General features: G+C 69.4%; 18 protein-coding genes and 2 pseudogenes. 6 read left to right on the top strand and 14 right to left on the bottom strand.

The features are described 5' to 3' along the window. Nucleotides 1-16: 16 nt before the first annotated feature. The 3 genes from nadD to DEP02_RS33810 all read right to left on the bottom strand — a co-directional run bounded on the left by nadD (nt 17) and on the right by DEP02_RS33810 (nt 1,202). Nucleotides 17-691 (bottom strand): nicotinate-nucleotide adenylyltransferase, encoded by a 675-nt coding sequence (gene nadD, locus DEP02_RS01755; protein WP_112465531.1) that lies wholly within the window; start codon nt 689-691, stop codon nt 17-19. A gap of 69 nt (nt 692-760) precedes the next feature. Continuing rightward, nucleotides 761-916 carry a hypothetical protein gene (locus tag DEP02_RS33815; RefSeq protein WP_198668244.1) on the bottom strand — a complete coding sequence of 52 codons (156 nt, stop codon included), beginning with the start codon at nt 914-916 and terminating at the stop codon, nt 761-763. A gap of 127 nt (nt 917-1,043) precedes the next feature. After that, nucleotides 1,044-1,202, bottom strand: a complete 159-nt coding sequence (locus DEP02_RS33810) for a hypothetical protein (protein WP_198668243.1) — start codon at nt 1,200-1,202, stop codon at nt 1,044-1,046. Nucleotides 1,203-1,291: 89 nt separating this feature from the next. On the opposite strand from DEP02_RS33810, the gene DEP02_RS01750 reads away from it, so the two are divergent. Next, a complete protein-coding gene (locus DEP02_RS01750) occupies nt 1,292-2,413 on the top strand; it encodes a M48 family metallopeptidase (RefSeq protein WP_232838916.1) in 1,122 nt (373 codons plus the stop codon). 76 nt (nt 2,414-2,489) lie between these two features. On the opposite strand, the gene DEP02_RS01745 is transcribed toward DEP02_RS01750, so the two are convergent. The 5 genes from DEP02_RS01745 to proB form a co-directional block, all read right to left on the bottom strand. Continuing rightward, nucleotides 2,490-3,560, bottom strand: coding sequence for an SCO2583 family membrane protein (locus DEP02_RS01745; protein WP_112465529.1), 1,071 nt, complete (start codon nt 3,558-3,560; stop codon nt 2,490-2,492). A 111-nt stretch (nt 3,561-3,671) separates the two neighbouring features. Next, complete coding sequence (locus DEP02_RS01740; RefSeq protein ID WP_438947713.1) at nt 3,672-4,265, bottom strand: SCO2584 family spore wall biosynthesis protein; 594 nt, start codon at nt 4,263-4,265, stop codon at nt 3,672-3,674. 102 nt (nt 4,266-4,367) lie between these two features. Beyond that, nucleotides 4,368-5,654 carry a glutamate-5-semialdehyde dehydrogenase gene (locus DEP02_RS01735; protein ID WP_112465527.1) on the bottom strand — a complete coding sequence of 429 codons (1,287 nt, stop codon included), beginning with the start codon at nt 5,652-5,654 and terminating at the stop codon, nt 4,368-4,370. Between the two features lie 74 nt (nt 5,655-5,728). Beyond that, nucleotides 5,729-6,157: a DUF8830 family protein gene (locus tag DEP02_RS01730; protein WP_112465541.1), complete on the bottom strand. Its 429-nt coding sequence runs from the start codon at nt 6,155-6,157 to the stop codon at nt 5,729-5,731. Nucleotides 6,158-6,336: 179 nt separating this feature from the next. Then, the gene (gene proB, locus DEP02_RS01725; protein WP_112465526.1) at nt 6,337-7,464 is read right to left on the bottom strand and encodes a glutamate 5-kinase; all 1,128 of its coding nucleotides are present in this window, start codon (nt 7,462-7,464) and stop codon (nt 6,337-6,339) included. A 776-nt stretch (nt 7,465-8,240) separates the two neighbouring features. On the opposite strand from proB, the gene DEP02_RS01715 reads away from it, so the two are divergent. Next, on the top strand, nt 8,241-11,018 hold the full coding sequence (locus tag DEP02_RS01715; protein ID WP_112465524.1) for a CDP-glycerol glycerophosphotransferase family protein: 2,778 nt from the start codon (nt 8,241-8,243) through the stop codon (nt 11,016-11,018). Between the two features lie 1,157 nt (nt 11,019-12,175). Here DEP02_RS01715 and DEP02_RS01700 read toward each other — a convergent pair. Next, the gene (locus DEP02_RS01700) at nt 12,176-12,814 is read right to left on the bottom strand and encodes a transposase (RefSeq protein WP_157977353.1); all 639 of its coding nucleotides are present in this window, start codon (nt 12,812-12,814) and stop codon (nt 12,176-12,178) included. Between the two features lie 631 nt (nt 12,815-13,445). Here DEP02_RS01700 and DEP02_RS01695 point away from each other — a divergent pair. Genes DEP02_RS01695 through DEP02_RS01685 form a run of 3 tightly spaced genes read left to right on the top strand, consistent with a single transcriptional unit; the run spans nt 13,446 to nt 16,813 of the window. Continuing rightward, nucleotides 13,446-15,026: a CDP-glycerol glycerophosphotransferase family protein gene (locus DEP02_RS01695; protein ID WP_232838915.1), complete on the top strand. Its 1,581-nt coding sequence runs from the start codon at nt 13,446-13,448 to the stop codon at nt 15,024-15,026. A gap of 3 nt (nt 15,027-15,029) precedes the next feature. Then, nucleotides 15,030-15,746, top strand: coding sequence for an IspD/TarI family cytidylyltransferase (locus DEP02_RS01690; RefSeq protein ID WP_112465519.1), 717 nt, complete (start codon nt 15,030-15,032; stop codon nt 15,744-15,746). A gap of 5 nt (nt 15,747-15,751) precedes the next feature. Beyond that, nucleotides 15,752-16,813: an NAD-dependent epimerase/dehydratase family protein gene (locus DEP02_RS01685; protein WP_112465518.1), complete on the top strand. Its 1,062-nt coding sequence runs from the start codon at nt 15,752-15,754 to the stop codon at nt 16,811-16,813. 226 nt (nt 16,814-17,039) lie between these two features. Here the strand turns inward: DEP02_RS01685 and DEP02_RS01680 are convergent, their stop codons facing one another. Beyond that, nucleotides 17,040-17,855: an acyltransferase gene (locus tag DEP02_RS01680; RefSeq protein WP_112465517.1), complete on the bottom strand. Its 816-nt coding sequence runs from the start codon at nt 17,853-17,855 to the stop codon at nt 17,040-17,042. A 190-nt stretch (nt 17,856-18,045) separates the two neighbouring features. On the opposite strand from DEP02_RS01680, the pseudogene DEP02_RS01675 reads away from it, so the two are divergent. Beyond that, nucleotides 18,046-18,828: pseudogene (locus tag DEP02_RS01675) on the top strand (DDE-type integrase/transposase/recombinase). Between the two features lie 20 nt (nt 18,829-18,848). On the opposite strand, the gene obgE reads toward DEP02_RS01675, so the two are convergent. From obgE to DEP02_RS01655, 4 genes and pseudogenes are all read right to left on the bottom strand, one after another. Beyond that, entirely contained in the window at nt 18,849-20,285 is a 1,437-nt protein-coding gene (gene obgE, locus DEP02_RS01670; protein WP_112465516.1) for a GTPase ObgE, read from the bottom strand. Between the two features lie 121 nt (nt 20,286-20,406). Then, nucleotides 20,407-20,661 (bottom strand): 50S ribosomal protein L27, encoded by a 255-nt coding sequence (gene rpmA / locus DEP02_RS01665; RefSeq protein WP_030051735.1) that lies wholly within the window; start codon nt 20,659-20,661, stop codon nt 20,407-20,409. A gap of 14 nt (nt 20,662-20,675) precedes the next feature. Then, the gene (gene rplU / locus DEP02_RS01660) at nt 20,676-20,996 is read right to left on the bottom strand and encodes a 50S ribosomal protein L21 (RefSeq protein ID WP_004931419.1); all 321 of its coding nucleotides are present in this window, start codon (nt 20,994-20,996) and stop codon (nt 20,676-20,678) included. 191 nt (nt 20,997-21,187) lie between these two features. Next, nucleotides 21,188-21,996: pseudogene (locus tag DEP02_RS01655) on the bottom strand (iron-containing alcohol dehydrogenase); the annotation flags it as partial.

Genomic DNA, 21,996 nt, shown 5'->3' with positions numbered 1-21,996 from the left:
TCTCGGCTCACTCGCCTCACTCGCCGCGGTACAGCTTGCGTTTGTCGATGTAGCGCACCACTCCGTCCGGCACCAGATACCAGACCGGTTCGCCCTTGGCGACTCTCGCCCGGCAGTCCGTGGAGGAGATGGCGAGGGCGGGGACCTCGACGAGCGAGACGCCGCCCTCGGGAAGGCCGGGGTCGGTCAGGTGGTGGCCGGGCCGGGTGACGCCGATGAAGTGCGCGAGGGAGAACAGTTCCTCGGAGTCCCGCCAGGTGAGGATCTGGGCGAGCGCGTCGGCGCCGGTGATGAAGAACAGGTCCGTGTCGGGGTTGAGGGCGCGCAGGTCGCGCAGGGTGTCCACGGTGTAGGTGGGGCCGCCGCGGTCGATGTCGATACGGCTCACGGAGAACTGCGGGTTCTCGGCGGTCGCGATGACCGTCATCAGATAGCGGTCCTCGGCCGGGGAGACGTGGCGGTGGGTCTTCTGCCAGGGCTGGCCGGTGGGGACGAACACCACCTCGTCCAGGTGGAACTGCGCGGCGACCTCGCTGGCCGCCACGAGGTGTCCGTGGTGGATCGGGTCGAACGTTCCGCCCATGACGCCCAGGCGGCGCTTGCCCGACTCCGCGGGGCCGCCACCGGGCCCGCGTTCGGGGTGTTTCACCGTGTCACTCGCCGGACCGGTAGGCATGTCCTGCTCTCCCATGCGGCAGACCCTACCGGCCCGGTCCGAGGACTCCTCCGGGCAGTTCCCGGGGACGGGACGGGCCGGGACTCAGCGGTCCCGGTTGAAGCGGGTGGTGATCCACAGCAGGAGCAGCAGGACGAAAAGCGCGCCGCCACCGGTGAGGAGGGGGTCGAGGCTCTCGTGGTTGCTGCCCCCGCCCTGGGCGAGGTCGACCAACTGGGTAGCGGCACTGGGGAAGCTCATCTTCGGCAGAACCTATCCGGGTGTGGGCGGGCAAGGATGTCGGCCCATCGTAAGCAACCGCCTCCACAGCGCTCACGCCGACTCCGTCATCGCCGGTCCGGCCGGTGCCGGGAACCTTTCCGCGGGCTCAGTCGTCGTTCCGTTTGTAGCCGCGGAGGAGGAACCAGCCGGTGAGGACGCAGCCCAGGGCCATGACGATCAGTACGGCGCGGAGCAGGTAGCCGCCTCCCTGGTGCCGGGCGGCGGCCTCGGTGAGCCAGGCGGCCGCGGGGTAGTACTGCTCCATGGCGCGGACTCCTTCGTGACACTGCCCGTCCACGGTATCTCCGCCTAGGCTTGGCGCTGCTTCGGGGGCGCTTTGGGACACTCACAGACATGGGGGACCACATGTCCGACGACGGTCACGAGCAGGGCGGGCACGAGCACGTGCCGGGCCGGCAGCGCACGCGCTTCCCGGGGATCTCCTCACGGGCGTACGAGCATCCGGCCGACCGCTCGGCCCTGGTCGCTCTGCGCAAGCTGAGCGGCTTCGACACGGTGTTCAAGGCCCTCAGCGGCCTGCTGCCCGAGCGCAGTCTCAGGCTGCTGTTCCTGTCCGACTCGGTACGCGTCTCGGACCAGCAGTTCACGCATCTGAACGACATGCTGCGGGACGCCTGCTACATCCTGGACCTGGAGAAGGTCCCGCCGATGTACGTCAGCCAGGACCCCCAGCCCAACGCGATGTGCATCGGCCTGGACGAGCCGATCATCGTCGTCACCACCGGCCTGGTCGAGCTGCTCGACGAGGAGGAGATGCGGGCGGTCATCGGCCACGAGGTGGGACACGCCCTGTCCGGCCACGCGGTGTACCGCACGATCCTGCTGTTCCTGACGAGCCTGGCCGTGCGGGTCGCCTGGATCCCGCTGGGCAACCTGGCGATCATGGCGATCGTCACGGCGCTGCGCGAGTGGTTCCGCAAGTCGGAGCTGTCGGCCGACCGGGCCGGTCTGCTGGTCGGGCAGGACCTGCGGGCGTCCATGCGCGGCCTGATGAAGATAGCGGGCGGCAACCACCTGCACCAGATGAACGTGGACGCGTTCCTCGCGCAGGCCGAGGAGTACGAGTCCGGGGGCGACCTGCGCGACTCCGTGCTGAAGATCCTCAATGTGCTGCCGCGCTCCCACCCCTTCACCACCGTGCGGGCGGCCGAGCTGAAGAAGTGGGCCGAGTCCCGCGACTACCAGCGGGTCATGGACGGCCACTACCCGCGCCGCACCGAGGACAAGGACGCCTCGGTCGGCGACTCCTTCCGTGACTCGGCGGCGCACTACGCCAACCACGTCAAGAGCTCCAAGGACCCGCTGATGAAGCTGGTCAGCGACCTGGCGGGCGGCGCCGGCGACCTGGGCGACCGGGTGCGGCGCGGCTTCAGCGGCTTCACCGGCCCGGCCTCGTCCAACAGCCGTCCGAAGGAGCAGCCGCCCTCCGACACCCCGCCGCGCGACGAGGACTGAGGCCGGGGACTGAGGCCGGGGACTGAGGCCACGTGGCATCCGCGGGAGCGTCCCGGGCGCTCACCGCCCGGCGGCCTCACACCCGCGGCTGGGCACTCGGCGCCAGGGCCCCGCACAGGGCCGTGGCGTTGTCCGTGGCGTAGGGGTCCGTGCCGGCCGGGCCGCCCGCCTTGGCGGTCTGGCCGGCCAGCAGCGGCCGGAAGTGGCCGGTGGTGTCCTCGGCGCAGGACAGCGGGCCGGCCTGGACGTAGGAGGCGATCAGCTGGGCCTGGTGCAGCCGCAGGTCGTCGTGGGTGAAGCGGAACTGCAGCTCGCGCCGGACGGTGAACAGCGAGACCGGTGCCCCCGCGGCGGAGCCGGCCGGCTTCAGCGCGTAGACGACGGTGTGGTCGGCTCCGACCTCCAGGGTGGTGGCGTCGGTCTCGGCGGCCTGCAGGCTGCCCCGCGCCCGGATCCGGCGGTCGGCCAGCTCGACCCGGGCCGGGTCGAAGCGAACCAGCCAGCCGGTGGGTGCGTGCCGCCCGTCGGCGGCGGGGGCGTCGACGCTCTGGTCGAACTGGTCGAGCTGGCCGGGGTCGAGCAGGGCCCGCACGGGGTGGGTCTGGCCGCCGGTGAGCACCTCCGGGTTGAGGGAGGAGGCGACGATGTAGTCCTTGGCGGTGGACAGGGCGGTGACGATCTGGCTGCTGGAGAAGTGCGCGGTGCGCCGGGCCACGGGCAGCGGGACGCCCTCGGCGCCGACGTCGAACCGGGCGGCCGGACTGTGCGCGTACAGGAACTCGGGGTCGACGGCCCCGGGCACCTTGCCCCGCGGGGCGAGCGGGACGACGGTCATCCGCAGCGGGTCGACGGGCTGCTGGGCCTGTGCGGCCTGGTAGGGGTGCCGTACGCCCAGGTAGATCGCGGTGCCGAAGGCGAGGGTGATCAGCAGGACGAGGATCAGCGCCTGCCGGGGCAGTCCGCGGCGCAGCGGCGGGCGGCGGCGCACGGCGGGGGTGTGCTCGGTCATCCGCTCCTGCGCGGAGTACTCCTGGAGGCGGGCAGCGCGGACGAACGACTCGTCGAAGACGACGGATCGGTATTCGTCCTCCGCACCTCCCGGGGCGCCCTCGGGTGTCCCCTCAGGTGGGTCTCCAGGCCCTCCCATACCTTCAGGGTGGGCCTCCGGAAGCCCCGGTAAACGCCCTGCTGTGCGACAAGTTCTGACAGGTTCTCACCAGGTACGCCACCAGGAGTGACCAGCACGGCGGCCCGGCTGTCAGGGGGTGCGCGGGACTGCGGGGACGGCCGGCTGGGAGTAGTCGGCGGATGCGGAGGGCACTGCCGCGCCGCCCTGTTCCAGGCCCGTGGAGGCGGGCGGCGGGACCTGGTCGCGGCTGCCGGAGGAGCCGCCGCCCCGGTAGACCGCCGCGAAGGCCAGCGCCACCATGCCGACGCCCATGACGAGGGCGAGCACCCAGGCGACGGGACGGTGCCAGCGGACCTGTTTGCCGAAGGGCCGCGGGGTGCCGTAGCGGCCTTCGAGGACGTCGGGGTCGTCGCGGTCGTCCAGGTCGTCGAGGTACCGGTCGTGGCCGAAGTCGCGGCCGTCGCGGCCGTCAGAGCCGTACCCGTCCTCGTAGCGCTCGCCTCTGGCGTGCGTGCGGCGGGTCTCGGCCTCGGTGGCCTCGGCCCTGGCCTGGGCCGCGGCCAGGAGACGCTCGACGGCGGTCGGCTCGTGGATCACGGCCGCCCGTACGAAGGCCTCGTCGAAGACCACGGAGGCGAACTCTTCGTCCGACACCCCGCGGTCGTGGTCGTCGTCGGGCTCCCAGCCGTCAGGAAACGGCGTGCCCCCCACGTCCTCCGGCACGAGTCCAGAGTAGACCTGGGGGGTCAATTTGGGCAGACGGTATGGAAATTCATCCGCCTGCTGAGACGCCTTCCGGCCACTCCTCCCGCCGCTTCGGGGCCGTCAGCCGCGGGTGTGCCCGTCACCCGTGAGGATGTACTTCGTGCTGGTCAGCTCCGGCAGCCCCATGGGGCCGCGGGCGTGCAGCTTCTGCGTGGAGATGCCGATCTCCGCGCCGAAGCCGAACTGGCCGCCGTCGGTGAAGCGGGTGGAGGCGTTGACGGCGACGGTCGTGGAGTCGACCAACTGGGTGAAACGGCGGGCGGCCTGCTGCGAGGCGGTGACGATCGCCTCGGTGTGCCCGGAGCTCCACAGCCGGATGTGCGCGACGGCCTTGTCCAGCGAGTCGACCACGGCGGCGGCGATGTCGTACGACAGGTACTCGGTCTCCCAGTCCTCCCCGGTGGCCTCGACGACGGTGGCCCGCGAGTCCTTGGCATAGGCCATGACCCGCTCGTCGGCGTGCACGGTCACCCCGGCGTCGGCGAGCGCGTCCAGGGCGCGCGGCAGGAACTCGGCGGCGATGTCCTGGTGGACCAGCAGCGTCTCGGCGGCGTTGCAGACGCTGGGCCGCTGCGCCTTGGAGTTGATCAGGATGTCGACGGCCGTGTCGAGGTCGGCCTGGGCGTCGACGTAGACGTGGCAGTTGCCGGTGCCGGTCTCGATCACCGGAACGGTGGACTCGTTCACCACGGTCTCGATCAGCGAGGCGCCGCCGCGCGGGATCAGCACGTCGACCAGGCCGCGGGCGCGCATCAGCTCGCGCACGCTCTCGCGGCTCTCACCGGGCACGAGCTGTACGGCGTCGGCGGGCAGCCCCGCCCCGCCCACGGCGTCGCGGATGACCTGGACCAGGGCGGTGTTCGACTCGTAGGCGGAGGCCGAGCCGCGCAGCAGTACCGCGTTGCCCGACTTCAGGCAGAGGGCGGCGGCGTCCGCGGTGACGTTGGGGCGGGCCTCGTAGATGATCCCGACCACGCCGAGCGGGACGCGGACCTGGCGCAGGTCGAGCCCGTTCGGGAGCGTGCTGCCGCGCACCACCTCGCCGACCGGGTCGGGCAGCGCCGCCACGTCGCGCACGTCGGAGGCGATGGCGCGCACCCGCTCCGGGGTGAGCGTGAGCCGGTCGACAAGGGCGTCGCTCGTGCCGGCCTCGCGGGCCTTGGCGACGTCCTTGGCGTTGGCCTCGACGATTTCGGCGGTGCGGACCTCCAGGGCGTCCGCGACGGCCAGCAGCGCGGCGTCCTTCTTCACCCGCGGCAGCGGCGCGAGGTCGGCGGCGGCGGCCTTGGCCCGGGAGGCGGCCTGGGTGACCGGGGACATCGAGTCGTACGGCGAGATCGTGGTCATGCAAGGAAGGGTAGTCCGCCGCCCAGGGCCGCCCCTCGGCCGTCCCACAGCGCGAGACGGGGTCGAAGGCGGGGTCAAAAGGGGTGGACGCCCACCGGTGTCGCGGGCCGCGGGCCGTGGCCCGCGGCGAGTCGCTGGTGGTAGGTCTCGCGGTCGATGACCTCCAGGCCGACGATCTCCCAGGGCGGCAGCTTGGCGCTGTGCCGGTGCTCGCCCCACAGGCGCAGGGCGACGGCGGCCGCGTCGTGCAGGTCGCGGGCCTCCTCCCAGTAGCGGATCTCGGCGTGGTCGCGTGCGTAGCGGCTGGTCAGCAGGAAGGGGTGGTCGTGGGCGAGCTGTTCCAGGCCGCGCCGCACCTCCTGCAGCGGAACCTCCTCGCCGGAGACGCTGAGGGTGACGTGCCACAGTCGGGGCAGGTCGGGCGGCTCCTCGCAGCCTGCTCCGGCCGCCACGCTCGTCAGACCACCGCGGGACGCCGCCGTCCCGGGGCGCACTCGTCTCACGACGGCCTCCTCCACGTCTCTCTCGTCTCGCCGGATCTCGCTCGTGCTGCTCGTGCTGCTCGTGCTGCTCGTGCTGAATGTGTCCTCGAGACAAAGTGGAGCAGGCCGCGGCGCTCCGTGGGGCGGTTTTACGGAACGTCCCCACCGTCGGTCACCCCGGTGCCGGACGTTTCGGCCCATTACGGCCGCAGGATCACCAGGTCGTCCCTGTGTACGACCTCGCGTTCGTACGCCGGTCCCAGTTCGCGGGCGAGGTCGCGGGTGGAGCGGCCGATCAGCCGGGGGATCTCCCTGGCGTCGAAGTTGACCAGCCCGCGGGCGACCGCGCACCCGGCCACGTCGCGCAGCTCGACCGGGTCACCGGCGGTGAACTCGCCCTCCACGGCGGCGATTCCGGCGGGCAGCAGCGACTTGCGGCGCTCCACGACCGCGCGGACGGCGCCGTCGTCGAGGGTGAGCGAGCCCTGCGGGGTGGAGGCGTGCTGCAGCCACAGCAGCCGGTCGGCGGAGCGCTTGCCGGTGGGGTGGAAGTAGGTGCCGGTGTCCTTGCCGGACAGGGCGTCGGCCGCGTGGACGGCGCTGGTGAGCACCACGGGGATGCCTGCGGCGGCCGCGATCCTGGCCGCCTCGACCTTGGTGACCATGCCGCCGGTGCCGACGCCGGCCTTGCCGGCGCTGCCGATCTCGACGTCGGCCAGGTCCTCGGGTCCCCGCACCTCGGCTATCCGGGAGGTGCCGGGCCTGCTCGGGTCGCCGTCGTAGACGCCGTCCACGTCGGACAGCAGCACCAGCAGGTCGGCGTGGACCAGGTGGGCGACGAGGGCGGCGAGCCGGTCGTTGTCGCCGAAGCGGATCTCGTCGGTGGCGACGGTGTCGTTCTCGTTGACGACCGGCAGGGCGCCCATCGCGAGCAGCTTGTCCAGGGTGCGGGAGGCGTTGCGGTGGTGGGCGCGGCGGCTGGTGTCGTCGCTGGTCAGCAGGACCTGGCCGACGCGGATGCCGTAGCGGGCGAAGGACGCGGTGTAGCGGGCCACGAGCAGGCCCTGGCCCACGCTGGCCGCGGCCTGCTGACGGGCGAGGTCGCGTGGGCGGCGGGACAGGCCCAGCGGGGCGAGTCCGGCGGCGATGGCGCCGGAGGAGACGAGGACGATCTCCTTCTCTCCCTCACCGCGCACTTTGCCGAGAACGTCCACGAGCGCGTCCACCCGGTCGGCGTCCAGCCCGCCCGACGCGGTGGTCAGCGACGAGGACCCCACCTTGACGACGACCCTGCGGGCCTCATACGCGGCCTGCCTTGACCCTGCCACCTTGCTGCCTGTCCCCTTGCGTAGGTCGGACTGCCCCGCCCGAATCTACGCGAAGGGGGTCGTGCGCCGCGCATCGGTCCAAGCTGCGGACAGCAGGGGCCGTGTCCGACTTCCGCGGCCGAGGGTCAGGCGCGCGGGTCAGGTCCTGCGGGGAGTGCCCGGGCGCGGGCCGGGCCGTCATCAAGGAGCAGTCGCAACGCCGAACATGCTCTCGAAGTTCTGACGGTAGGCCTCGTGCGGCCCCGCCCCTTCCAGTCTGAGCATCGCCTCGTCGTTGTCACGCAGCGACGACTCCGGCCGCTGCCGCAGCGAGTGTGCCGGCCGGTGTCCGATCGCTGACCGCGATCACCGAGTGGATGTCCGACGCTCCCGCATGGGCCTGCCGGGCCCTCGGCTCAAGGACCCTGCCGGGACAGGTGAGCGACGGCTGGAAGGCCGTCTGCCGGTCAGCGCCATTCGTTGCCCACAGCATCCCGGTCCAAGCAGCCTGGTGGAGCGCGGCACTTGCTGAGCGGGGCTTGCCAGGGGGACGATCACGGGACGATCTGATGGTGCCGGCCCGGTCGTCGTCAGCCGTGCCGACCTGTTCACCATGGCTGCTTCCGCCGACAGTGATTTGAGCATCCTGCGGCTACTGTGACACGTCCTGACCTGGGGCAGCGGATCCAAGCCGCATGTGCCCGCACTGTTATCACGCGAAGCGTGCGGCACACGAGTGACTCGGTTACCGTGCGATGGCTTGGAGTTCACTGGCACGTTGAAGAAGGGCGTTACTCATGGCGCAGTCTCTCGCCGATCTCGCGTCGGCAAGAGTACGGGGGATCTTGCGATACTTTCCCGAGAGCTCGCAGGCCGAGCGCGAGGAGTTGCGTGCCACGGCGCGGGAACTGCTCGACACCCACGGCGAGGGGGTGCTCACTGTCCTCCCTCCGCTCGAGCGCGTCAAATGGTATCTCGCTGCCGAGGGGCGCGCCGAGGATCTTGTCGAGGTGGTCCGGCACCAGCGCAGGGACCCGGGCACCTTCCTCGTGGCAGGCGCCCGGCGCCCCCGGCTGGTACTGCCGGGGCTGCGGGGGCTGGCGCTGCCCGAACGGATCGCCGCGCTCACGCGTCGCGACTTGCCGGTGACGGCGCAGCTCACCTCGGTCGGCTGGCGCGGCGACGATCTGATATGGGAAGGGTACGCGTTCGTCGCGAACCTGCCGCGTCCGTCGAGCCGCGACATCGGCCGATTCGCGGTGCTGAAAAACGACGAGACCGGCCGCCGCATCAGACTGCGCATGCGCCGCACCCGCAGCGAGCAGGCCACCGTCGCCTCCGGACAGGCCCTGCACTGCTACGACCACACGGGCTTCGAAGTCGTCGTCCCTGCTCGTCGGCTGCGCGAGCTCGCCCGGCGCGGTGCCGGCCAGTGGTTTCTGCAGGTCGGGATCCTGGGACCGGGCGGGATCTACGGCGCGCGGGTGCGCCAGCACGACGCGGGCACGGCCGGGCACAACCAGGTTCGTCATCTGGCGGACGGCTCACGTCTCGTGGTCGGCTTCACCAAGAGTGCCGTGAGCATCACGGTGCAGCAGCCCCCTGTCGAGGTCGAGTCCTGCACCGTCGCGGACGGCGAGCTGCGACTGGTCACCAGGGCGCGGAGCGGCGCCAAGGCCCCCACCGCCGTGAGCATCGTCGAAGGCGACACCGGACTCGACAGCCCGCTCACTCCCCTGTCCGGTTCCCCTGACGCGTTCCGGCGCTACCAGTCGGTCTTCAGTCTTGCCCAGCTGGCCGCGAACGACCTGCAGGGAACCAAGACCCGGCAATTCAAGGTGACCTTGAGGGGAACCGACGGCCGGGGCCAGGCGGCCCTCCTCGCCGAGGGCTTCACGACCAGCAGGCACCGGTTTGCCCCCGGCCGCGAGCTGGCCGTCCACCGCGACGGGCCCGGCAGGCTGGTGCTGGCAACGCGAGCCGTCCGACCCGTGGTCGACGCGATGACCGTGACGGGGTCGGGGGAGCTGGTGCTCGAGGGTACGTATCCCGGTGAGGAAGCGGCCGGGAAGAAGGTCATCCTGCGGCACGGGGTCCGCTTCGAGGAGAAGGAGCTGCCGGTCGAGCTTGCCGACGGGCGGTTCACGGTCCGGGTCAAGCCCGAGGCGGCCCCGCAGGCGTACGGTCCCGAGCTGCCCCTGTGCCCCGGTCGCTGGTACCTGTACTTCCGCGACGCGGACGCCTGGGACAAGTCCGGGGACGTCCCGGTGACCTTGCGTCCGGAGCAGGTGCAGGAACTGCCCATGCGCTTCAGTGGCCCGCAGCGTGCTTACACCGTGGACCGCCGCCACTTCGACCGCATCTTCATCGAGCCGGAACGGCTGCTCGGCCCCGGTGAGCACGGCGCCTACCGGCAGCGCATGCTGCAAGAGGTGTACTTCCACGAGCAGCGCGAGCTCCCCTTGCGCGACGCGGTGCTCTACATGAGCCTCAGCGGCAAGCAGTTCTCGGACTCGCCGCGGGCGGTCTACGAGGAGCTGGTGCGCCGGGGGGTCGACGTCGAGCACATCTGGACCCAGGACGGGGGGCTGCCCGAGATGCCGCCGGAAGCGCGTGTGGTGAGCCGGGGCAGCCGCGAGTGGTACGAGGCACTGGCGCGCAGCCGCTACGTCGTCGTCAACACGACGGTGGGCGATTGGTTCGTCACCCGCCCCGGGCAGCGGGTCGTGCAGACCTGGCACGGCACGCCGCTGAAGAAGATCGGCAGGGACCTCCTCGGCACCACCAAGTCGAATCCCGCCTATATCGCCAGCCTGCCGCACAGCTACCGGCAGTTCGACTTCGTGGTGTCGCCGAACGCGTACACCACAGAGATCATGCGCAGGGCGTACAGCATCGAAGGCGAAATGCTCGAGAGCGGTTATCCGCGCAACGACGTCTTCCACGCCCCCGACCGCGACGCGCGGGCCGCGCGGGTCAGGGAGCGGCTCGGCCTGCCCGAGGGCAAGAAGGTGGTGCTCTACGCTCCTACCTGGCGGGAAGACCAGAAGCACGCGAGCAAGCTGTACAAACTCGATCTGCGGATCGACCTGGCCGCGGCCCAGGCCGAACTCGGTCACGACCATGTGCTGCTCTTCCGCAAGCACCCGAGGGTCCATGACAACGTACCGGGTGCCGGCCGGGGCTTCGTGTGGGATGTCACCCGCTACCCGGACATCGCCGATCTGTACCTCGTCGCCGATGTGCTGGTCACCGACTACTCCTCGGCGTTCTTCGACTTCGCGCACTCGGGTAAGCCGATGCTGTTCTTCACCTACGACCTGGAGCACTACCGGGACACACTGCGCGGCTTGTACTTCGACCTCACCACCCGGGCGCCCGGCCCGCTGCTGGAGACCTCCGAAGACCTGGTCAAGGCCCTGCGCGACGTCGATGCCGTCGAAGCGGAGTACCGGGAGAAGTACGCTCAGTTCATAAGGGACTTCTGCGAGCCCGGCGACGGTCTCGCGACAGCGCGGGTCGTGGACCGCATGCTCGCCGGCGGACCGCACGCCGCAGCCCCGACCGACGGCTGAACGTGCCGCGCAGGGCCGGGCGGGACCGGCCCTGCGCGGATGCGGCCGGCCGGACAGAGGGACAGGCCGCGGGCGATGCGCTCCTTGTGGGTGATGCCGTCGGGCAGCCGGACGACGGGAGACCAACCGGACGGGAAGCGGTGGCCTTCGGCCCAGGCGTCGCCGTCCAGCACGGCCCGTATGAAGGCGGGGGTCCCGTCCCAGGTGAGGTCGCGGAAGTCGATGCCCTCGACGTCGACGCGCGCGTCGTCGGCGCTGATGAACACCTCCAGGTGGAGGGCGCAGTGACCAAAGACCCCGCGTACGCACGCCGCTGTGGCGGCAGCCCGCCCTTGCCCGACTCGCTGCGCACCCAACTCGCTTCCGTCCGAGCGGAGTTGTCCTCGGAGCTGAGCAGCCAGTGCCCGCCGTCCGCCGCACAGGCAGCGATCGCGTCGAGGAGCCCCTGTGCGACGACCGCAGGCAGTGTTGAATCGGAGTACCGCCGCCGCTCCCGGGGTCCTTTGCGTGATCGGTTTCTGTCCGGGTTCATCCGGTGAGGCCGGGGGAGGCCAGGGGGCGGTGGTGGTCGCGGGCGGCCCGGCGGAGGGCGGCGGCGATGTTGGTGTGGCCGTCCTGGCGGTGGACGCCGATGGCGAGGTTGCTGCCCCAACCTTCGGCCGGGAGGTGCCCCCAGTCCGGCCATGACCCGGGGAGGACGGCCGGTGCGGATCTTGGAGTCGTCTTCGCGGAAGGTGCGGTCCCGGAGGTGGTGGAGAAGATTTTCGGTCTTCCAGTGGCCGCGGATCCGGGCGGCGAGTTGGGCGCCGGCCGCGGCGCCGGGCGGCAGGCCGGTGATCAGGCAGACGTGTTCGACGGCGGGCTTGCCGGTGGTGGAGTCCTGCCTCCAGCACACGAGTTGGAGGGCCTGCTTGGCGTCGGGGCAGTCGAGGTGGGCGAAGGCGGCGGTCTTCAGGCTGGAGGTTGGCCCCTCCGGGGAGGATCTCGTGGCGGTGGTGGGCCCGGGCGCGGTCGTAGTGGTCCAGAACGATGTCGCGCCAGGGCAGACGCGGGCCGTGTCGAACAGATTGGGGGTGGTTGGCCTTGATCTGCGCGATGCAGTGGGCGCCGCAACCGCGGAGGTATCAGGTCTTTTCGGACAGGCCGGTCGGTGAGTCTCAGGGTGCCGGTGGCCCGTGCACGATGGTGAAGAGCTGGGTGAAGACCGTGCCCCATGGCCAGCGTTCGGTCAGGTGCGGGGTGAGGCGGCGTGCCGAGTGGACCAGACGGGCGGGCACCTTGACCAGGTGGTCCCGGATGGTGGCGGTGGTCGCTCTGGCGTGGAACGTGCCGGCCAGGTCACCCGCGGCGCGGGGCAGGTTGTGTGCCAGGGCTGCCGGGGCGAGCCACGCGGCGTTCGCTCGGAAGCGCCCGGAAGGCGCGTGGGCGAAGGCGCTGTTCTTGACATCTGCGATCATCTGCTCGACGACGGCGCGCCGTTGATGGCCACGCTCGGCATCGTTCAAGGAGAGCGGAAAGTCGGTGAACGCGGCGTGGTAGCGCCAGATGCCGAACAGCGCGCCCTGTCCGGCGGGGACGGCTTCAGCGCTCGGGCGTTTGACGCGGCGCACCATCAGTCGGGCGACGACCTGCCGCTTCTTCGGCTTGGATGTGAAGGCGGTGCAGATGGTCTCGGCCGTCTCGGCGTGGGAGATCCGGCACTGGCCCTCCTCGCCCCGGACCGCCTTGGGGCACTTGATCGGCGTCCAGGCGTCCTCATCCATGCGGGCCATGGCGGTCTTGACGGAAGCGTTCATCCGCACGGTGCTGGAGAAGCGCGCCCAGCACCCGGCAGGAGTTGACGACATCCGCGCCGCAGAAGGCCGAGTCCGCGCGCATCACCGGCAGTCTCCTGGCGCCGCAGGCGCGAGCGGTGCCGAAGGCAGGGGCGTGGCCTCGCCCGTGCGTAGCGTGATACCCCAGTGATATTGGCCACGGGCCGCAACCGCCCGTGGCCAGTGCCCGGGCAAAGCTGGTCTACCGCTGGAGCCAAGCCGTCGGCGTACCACTGGGCATGACCGTGCGCCTGGCCCTGCGAACCGGTAAGGAGGGCGGCGGAGATGAGAAAGGTACGCGCGATACCCTCGATGGCCCGCTCACCTGCCCGCGCTGGGACGGTGGCCCCTGTCACGACTTATGGCTGCCGTGACTCAGTGCGCTATGCTCCCACGGTCGCCCCACCTGGCGCGGGCAGGCGCCGTCGCCGTCGCGCAGGCCTCATAGTTGCGCGGCGGTTTCACGGACGGAAGGATGACGATGGCACGTTGCTCGATAGCGGCGATTTCCTGGGAGCGCGTACACCTCAATCTCACTGCGGCCGTCTCGGACTTCACTGGAGATCCTAGTGCTCTCCGTTTCCTGATTGTCGATGGTGAGCGCGAGTTCCCGGTGAACTCTCGGCAAATAGATGCCGAGCAGCACCGCTTGGAGATCAACGTCACCAACTTCCAGGACCGGCGCCAGGTGCCCAACGGCTCCTGGCGGATCGTCCCGGTGATCGGGGAGAGGCGACTGCCGGCCGCCGGCTTCGACCTCAGCGCCACGGACCGCCTCGACGTGGACTCCCGCACCTTCCTCTACGACCGCAACCGCTCCGCGTACGTGATCGCGTTCGGCATCTCGGACGACGAAGAGAACCCCGAGTTCCTCATGCGGACGTACCAGTTGTTCCGCAGCGCCGGGCCGAGCAAGACGGGCAGCAAGGGTCCGAAGAAGCCGCTCGGCAAGCGACTCGGGTTGTGGGTGCTGCCGCATGCCCGGCGTCGCAAGCTCGCCAACCGCATCTACTCGCTCTCGCGCCGCCTGGTTCGACCGCGCGGCAACCGGATCCTGTTCGCCTCCGAAATGCGCACCGGCCTCGGCGGCAACCTGGTACGCGTCCATGACCGGATGATCGAGCGGGGCCTCGACAAGAAGTACTCGTTCCGCTATTCGTTCCGAATACCCAGCACAGCCAATAAGTGGACCACGCTCCGCCTCATCTACCTGCTCGCGACGTCGGACATCGTGCTGTTGGACGATTACTTCGGGCTTCTCGCGCATTTGGGTATTTCCCCGGACACCAAGATCATCCAGCTCTGGCACGCCGGAAGCGGGTTCAAGTCGGTCGGCTACAGCCGGTTCGGACGATACGGCTCACCGAAGCTGACCAACGCCCACCGCAAATACACTTACGTGATCACCGGCTCCCAGCATCTTGTGCCGGTGTACGCCGAGGCGTTCGGCATCGAGGAATCGGCGGTCGTGCCGACCGGTCTGCCCCGCATCGACACCTTCCTCGACAAGGAGCGTTCCCGCAAGGTTGCTGAGGACTTCTTCGCCGCCAACCCGAATCTCAAGGGCAAGAAGATCGTGCTGTTCGCGCCGACCTTCCGCGGGAAGAGCATCGGCGACGCGCACTACGACTACAACCGCATCGACTTCGCGAAGCTCCACGAGGTCTGCGGGGACAAGTTCGTCGTGCTCTTCCGGATGCATCATTTTATAACGGATCCCGTGCCGATCCCCGCGGAATACTCCGACCGGCTGCTGGACTTCGCGTCGTTCCCGGACACCAACGACCTGCTGCACGTCACCGACGTGCTCGTCACCGACTACTCGTCCATCATCTACGAGTACACGCTGCTCGACAGGCCGATCCTGTTCTACGCGTACGACAAGGACACGTATTCGGTGATCCGCGGATTCCACCGCGACTACGACTCCGTCGCTCCCGGCAAGGTCTGCGTGACCTTCGACGAGCTGCTCAAGGCCCTGCAGGACGAGGACTACGACACCTCGAAGGTCGAGCAGTTCCGGCGGGAGAACTTCGACTTCGTCGACACCAACTCGGCGGATCGGGTGATCGACTGGCTGGTGCTCAGCGACCCCGATGACAGAAAGACGGGCGGCGATCGCCGGTGGCTCGATCTCGCCCCGGACGACACGGCGGTGGGCGACCAGCCGCTCAGCGACCAGTCGGAGGCATGAACTGTGAACATTGCGTTGCTTTTCGCCGGCGGCATCGGGACGAGGATGAACTCCCGCGCTCTCCCGAAGCAGTTCCTGGAGATCCACGGCAAGCCGATCATCATCCACACCCTCGAGCACTTCGAGGCACACCCCGATATCGACAGCATCGCCATCGCGATCCTCCCCGAATACCGCCAGCACCTGATGAAACTGCTCAAGCGGTACGAGATCGAGAAGGTCAGGTGGGTCGTCGACGGTGGCAAGACCGGTCAGGAATCGCGGCACAACGCTCTCAAGACGGTCGCCGCGGACTGCCCCGAGGACGCCATCGTGCTGATTCACGACGGCGTGCGACCGCTGATTGACGCGAAGCTGATCAGCGCCAACATCGAGACCGTCCGGGAGCACGGCTCCGCCATCACCTGCACCAAGTTCAACGAGACCGTGGTGTCGAGCGAGCACGATCACATCGACGATGTGATCCCGCGCGACCACATCTACGCGGCGCAGGCCCCGCAGAGCTTCCGGCTCGGCCAGATCCTCTCGCTGTACGACCGGGCGGTTGCCGAGGACGAGCACGACAGCATCGACTCGTGCTCCCTCATGCACCGGTACGGTGAGAAGATCTACCGGGTGGTCGGCCCCCGCTCGAACATAAAGATCACGACGGCCGAGGACTTCTACCTGTGCCGGACGTTCTTCGAGATCATCGAGAATCAGCAGATCGTAGGTATGTGAGTTCAGTGACCACCGTCTCCAGTCCGGTCGTGGCGCACGACCTCGATGAGATCCTCGGCCGTGACCTGCCGTGGAGTGAGCTTTCCGGCTGCACCGTGCTGGTCACCGGCGCCAGCGGCATGTTGCCGTCGTACGTCGTCTACACCCTGCTCGCACTGAATGATCGGCACGGGTTGGGCATCTCCGTGCACGGTCTGGTGCGGAACGAGGACAAGGCCAGGCGTCTGCTCGCGGATGTGCTCGACCGCCCGGACTTTCACCTCATCGTCCAGGACGTGTCGGCTCCGCTCGAGCTGCCCGGCCCCGTCGACTACGTGATCCACGGGGCGAGCGCCGCGCGGCCCGCCCTGCATGGCAGCCAACCGGTCATGACGATCAAGGCGAATCTGCTGGGCACCTTCAACCTGCTCGACCTTTGTGTGGCGAAGGCCAGCCGCGGATTCGTGCTGATGTCCTCAGCGGAGGTCTACGGCGCCCAGCCTCCGGAGACCGAGCTCATCGACGAGCAGAGTTACGGCGGCTTCGACATCCTCAACCCGCGGGCCTGCTACGCCGAAGGCAAGCGCGCCGCGGAGACGATCTGCGCGAGCTACCAGGCACAGTACGGCATCGACTGTCGCGTCGTCAGGTTCGGTCACATCTACGGGCCGGGGATGGCGCTCGACGACGGGCGGGTGCAGGCCGACTTCGCAGCGAACGTGGTGGCCGGCAAGGACATCGTGCTCAACAGCGACGGTTCCGGCGTGCGGACCTATACCTACGTGGCTGACGCCATCGCAGGACTGTTCTATACGCTGCTCCGCGGTGACCAGCAGGCCTACAACATCGCCGACCCGTCCGGTTTGGTCTCGATCCGGCGTCTGGCGGAGCTGTTCACCGAGGTGCGCCCGGAGCGTGGGCTCCAGCTGCGATTCAGCAACGAGTCCGACGCGCGCTCCTACAGCCTGACCAAGAAGCAGGGCCTGGACAGCGCGCGGCTGGCAGCCCTCGGCTGGCGCCCGGTGGTCGACCTGCCAGTCGGGCTGAACCGCATGGTGACCCATCTGGAGTCGACCGTCGGGCTCTAGCAAACCCCGCGCCGACGCGCTCCGGCCTGCCGCACTTCACCACGATCCGCAGCAGGCCGGAGCGCTCCAGCATGCTCATGCTGGCGAAGCGTATGTACGGGAACCGCCCGGTAGCAGATCACCCGGCACGGACTTTCGTCCGTGCCGGGTGATCTGCTACCGGGCCGATGCATCCATCGTCCGGAACAGAGCGGACGCGGGGACGGCTGCCGTGATTGACGGTTGGTCAGTCTCTTCGGGAGGACAGAAGTTTCCGGGCCAGCCGCCGCACCGGTGCCGGGAGGTACCGGGCCGGCCGCCGTCGCGTATCGGTCCGCGGCCGCACCCTCGGCTTCTCCGGGATCGCCGCGTCATCGGTGAGGTTCCAGTACTGCGGGGTCTTCTCCCCCTTGCGCGGATACTGCTCATTCGGGCGGCGTGACACGACCTCGGGGCGCTCCCAGGCGATGTCCCGCCGCACCACGCGCGCCGGTGCTCCAACCGCGACGCAGTTGTTCGGAATGGACGAGGTGACGATGGAGCGGAAGCCGATCACCGAGCCGTTGCCGATGGCGGCGCCGCCCATCACGACCGCGTGCTTCGCGATCCAGACGTGCTCGCCCACGACGATCGACTGGGACGGGTTCACGCGCTTCTCGGTGCGCACGTCGAAGATCGGGTGGGTATCGTCGCCACGCACCTCGATGTTCTTGGCGAACATCACGTCGTCACCGATCGACACCGACACACCTTCGACGGCGGAGATGAAGGTGCGGCCGGCGCAGCCCACGTTCTCGCCGATCCGGATCCGGGACTCGTGCCCGCAGCGCAGCTCGAAGCGGAGACCTGCGCGCTTCTTCGTGGTCGGACCGATCTCGATCTGCCCGTTGTCTCCCGAGAAGGTGACGAGCAGATCCTTGATATCCGCCTCGGGGCTGATGGTGAGTGTGTTGTTCGATCCCTTGAACCGGATATCGATCTTGTTCTCACGGATCTCGCCGTCGTAGACGATCTGATTTCCCTGATCGTCCTTGTAACGCTCGAGCTTGTACAGTCGCAGCATCGCGTCTGAGGGTGTGCCCTCGACCGGGTCGGGCCGGACCAGTCCCTCGCACCTCCGTTCCAGCCTGCGTATTCGCGCTCAAGCTATCAGATGGCTCTATTGCTGAACATTCGCCTGATCGCCCCGGTCGCCGGCCACAACATCGACTGCCGGATCTTGAAAAGGGTGAGGGCCTTCTGACTCGGTGTGGATCGCGACAACTACGCCGCACGACGGAAAGGCTCTTGTACCCCACCGTAATGCGCCCCTGACCGGGACCGACCGTCTGCGTCTGGCCCGCTGCATCGTCGAGGACGGCTGGACCCTGCGCCGGGCAGCCGAACGCTTCCAGGTCTCGCCAGCCACGGCCCACCCGTCGTGATGAGCCCGGCGAACTGGTCCACGTCGGCATCAAGAAGCTCGGCAACATTCCCCGACGGCGGCGGACTCAGGTCCTCGGCCGGCAAGCAGGCCGCAAAGCATGCTCGGACGCCGGCTTCAGCTACCTGCACACCGCCGTCGACAACCACTCCCGCCTGGCCTACAGCAAGATCGTCACCGACGAGGAAAGAAACCGCCACCGCCTTCTGGCAGAAGGCCCACACCTTCTTCACCCAAGCCGCCATCACCCCCGAGCGGGTGCTGACCGACAACGGCTCCTGCTACCGCTCATGCGACTGGCGCGACCTGCTGACTGCGGCCGGGATCGCCCACAAGCGCACCCGGCCCTACCGGCCCCAGAGCAATGGCAAGGTCGAATGTTTCAACCGCACCCTGCTCGACGAATGGGCCTACGCCCGCCCCTACCGCAACGAGCAGCAAACGACGCGACGCCTTCCCCGGCTGGCTGCACACCTACGATCACCATCGCGGACACACCGCGCTGAAGGACCCCCCGCCGGCCGCGTCCCTCGTCGCATGTTTCCCGGCCACCAGGCCGAGGGTCCAGATGCCGTTCGGGTGTGGACGGCAACGACATCGCCCACACCCATGACCGTCCGCGAGCACCAGCTCCTAGAACGGTTCGGATCCGTCGTACTCGTGCCCGGCCTCGTCGCGTTCGGCCTGCCGGTCGCGGCGGCGCTGGGCGGCCGGGCGGATCTGCTCGAGGCGGTGGTCCTCGCCGCGGCGCCCCAGCATCTCCGCGCCCGCCATGACCGACGGCTCCCAGTCGAAGACGACCGCGTTGTCCTCGGGCCCGATGGCGACGCCGTCACCGGCCCGGGCGCCGGCCTTCATCAACTCCTCCTCCACACCGAGGCGGTTGAGCCGGTCGGCAAGATAGCCGACGGCCTCGTCGTTGTTGAAGTCGGTCTGCCGCACCCAGCGTTCGGGCTTCTCGCCCCGCACGCGGAAGAGACTGTCGCCCTCGCGGGTGACGGTGAAGCCGGCGTCGTCGACCGCCTTCGGCCGGATGACGATGCGGGTCCCCTCCTCCTTCGGCCGCGCGGCGCGCGCCTTCGCGACCAGGTCGGCCAGCGCGTACGACAGCTCCTTGAGCCCGGTGTGCGCCACCGCCGAGACCTCGAAGACGCGGTAGCCACGCGCCTCGAGGTCGGGCCGGACCATCTCGGCGAGGTCCTTGCCGTCGGGGACGTCGATCTTGTTCAGGACGACGATGCGCGGGCGGTTGTCGAGGCCGCCGTACTGCCGCAGTTCCTCCTCGATGACGTCGAGGTCGGAGACCGGGTCGCGGTCGGACTCCAGGGTGGCCGTGTCCAGCACATGCACGAGCACGCTGCACCGCTCGACGTGCCGGAGGAATTCGAGGCCGAGGCCCTTGCCCTGGCTGGCCCCCGGAATGAGACCGGGGACGTCGGCGATGGTGTAGACGGTGGAGCCGGCGGTGACGACGCCCAGGTTCGGGACGAGGGTGGTGAAGGGATAGTCCGCGATCTTCGGCTTGGCGGCGGAGAGGACGGAGATGAGGGAGGACTTGCCGGCACTCGGGTAACCGACCAGGGCCACATCGGCGACGGTCTTCAGCTCCAGGACGATGTCCTGCACGTCTCCCGGTACCCCCAGCAGCGCGAAGCCGGGCGCCTTGCGCCGGGCGGAGGCCAGCGCCGCGTTACCGAGGCCGCCGCGGCCACCCTGGGCGGCGACGTACGAGGTGCCGTGTCCGACCAGGTCGGCGAGGACGTTGCCCGCCCTGTCGAGGACAGCGGTCCCGTCCGGCACGGTCAGGACCAGGTCCGCACCGTCCTTGCCGCTGCGGTTGCCACCCTCGCCGGGCTTGCCGTTGGTGGCCTTGCGGTGCGGGGAGTGGTGGTACTCCAGCAGCGTGGTGACGGACTGGTCGACAGTGAGGATCACATCTCCACCGCGCCCGCCGTTGCCGCCGTCGGGCCCGCCCAGCGGCTTGAACTTCTCACGATGGACGGAGGCACAGCCGTGGCCTCCGTTACCCGCGGCGACATGGAGCTCGACGCGGTCCACGAAGGTAGTCATGGGGGGTGCCTCCAGCACTGCGAAAACGTACGGACGTACGGATGTGGTTACTGCGTAACAAGCGAAAGGCGGACCCGCCTTCCCGCCGGGGAAGTGAGGTCCGCCTCGCGAAAGCTTCCGGTCAGGCGACCGGAACGATGTTCACGACCTTGCGGCCGCGGCTGGTGCCGAACTCCACCGCACCGGCCTGCAGCGCGAACAGCGTGTCGTCGCCGCCCCGGCCGACGCCGGCGCCCGGGTGGAAGTGGGTGCCGCGCTGGCGGACCAGGATCTCACCCGCGTTGACGACCTGACCGCCGAAGCGCTTCACGCCGAGCCGCTGGGCATTGGAGTCGCGACCGTTCCGGGTGGACGATGCGCCCTTCTTGTGTGCCATGTCTCCTCAGTCCCTTACTTCGCAGCCGCGGGGATCTCAGTGACCTTGATCGCCGTGTACTGCTGGCGGTGGCCCTGACGACGGCGGTAGCCGGTCTTGTTCTTGTAGCGCAGAATGTCGATCTTCTGGCCCTTGTGGTGGTCCACGACCTCGGCCTGGACCTTGATGCCGGCCAGCACCCACGGGTCGCTGGTCACAGCGTCGCCGTCGACAACGAGCAGGGTCGAGAGCTCGACCGTGTCGCCAACCTTGGCAGTGGAAATCTTGTCAACCTCAACGATGTCACCGACAGCAACCTTGTGCTGGCGGCCACCGCTGCGCACGATGGCGTACACGCGGATCTCACTCTCTCGCTCGGAACGGCACCCCCGCAGTCCAGCGGCCCCGCGACACACACGGGCCACCTCTCCCGGCCACGGCCCGTGCCCGGGAGGAAGAGGTTTACGGGGATGTGGCGCGCTCAGTGGACACGCCGACGGTCAAGGCTACGGGGCGTACCTGTCAGGGGTCAAACCGGGCCGCCGTCTCATCCGGTGACCGCCGCGACGTAGTCCGAGTACGCCTCCTTGATCCGCGTCGGCGACAACTCGAGGTGTTCGAGGATCGTGTAGCGGCCGGGGCGGGTCTCCGGGGCGAACTCGACGGCCCGGACGAACTCGTCGTCACTGAACCCGATCTCCTCCGCCACCACCGGCAGACCGTGCCGACGCAGGACACCGGCCATCAGCAGGGACCCCTCGTGGTCACCCCGCAGGTGCATGGCGAAGGCCGCGCCGAGGCCCACCTGCTCGCCGTGACTCGCGGCACGCTGGGGGAACAGCAGGTCCAGCGCATGACTGATCTCATGGCAGGCCCCCGACGAAGGCCGGGTGTGGCCGGCGATCGACATGGCGATTCCCGACAGCACGAGCCCTTCGGAGAGCACGGTCAGGAATCCGTCCTCACCGCAGCCGCCCGGGTGCCGCAGCACGGCCTCGCCCGCCTGGCGGGCCATGGCCGCGGCCAGCCCGTCGATCGTCCCGGATCACGTCCAGGTCGATGAGGACCGCGATCGGGTTCGGCACGCCGTACGAGCCGCGGCCCGCGTCGTTGTCCAGGATGGACACCGGCGAGCACAGGCCGTCGTGCGAGAGGTTCGTGGGCACCGCGACCAGGGGCAGGCCGATGCGCGCCGCCGAGTATTTCGCACAGTCGATGATCTTGCCGCCGCCCAGGCCCACGACCGCGTCGTAGTGGCCGGCCTTCATCTCGTCGGCCAGCCGGATCGCGTCGTCCAGGGTGCCGCCGCCCACCTCGTACCAGGTGGCACCGGGCAGCGAGGGGGCGATCCGCTCG

Origin of the sequence: Streptomyces triticisoli, from assembly GCF_003270085.1 — a bacterium.
Taxonomy (GTDB): domain Bacteria; phylum Actinomycetota; class Actinomycetes; order Streptomycetales; family Streptomycetaceae; genus Streptomyces; species Streptomyces triticisoli.
The sequence above is the reverse complement of the archived record's forward strand: the minus strand, read 5'-3'. Positions and strand labels throughout refer to the sequence as shown.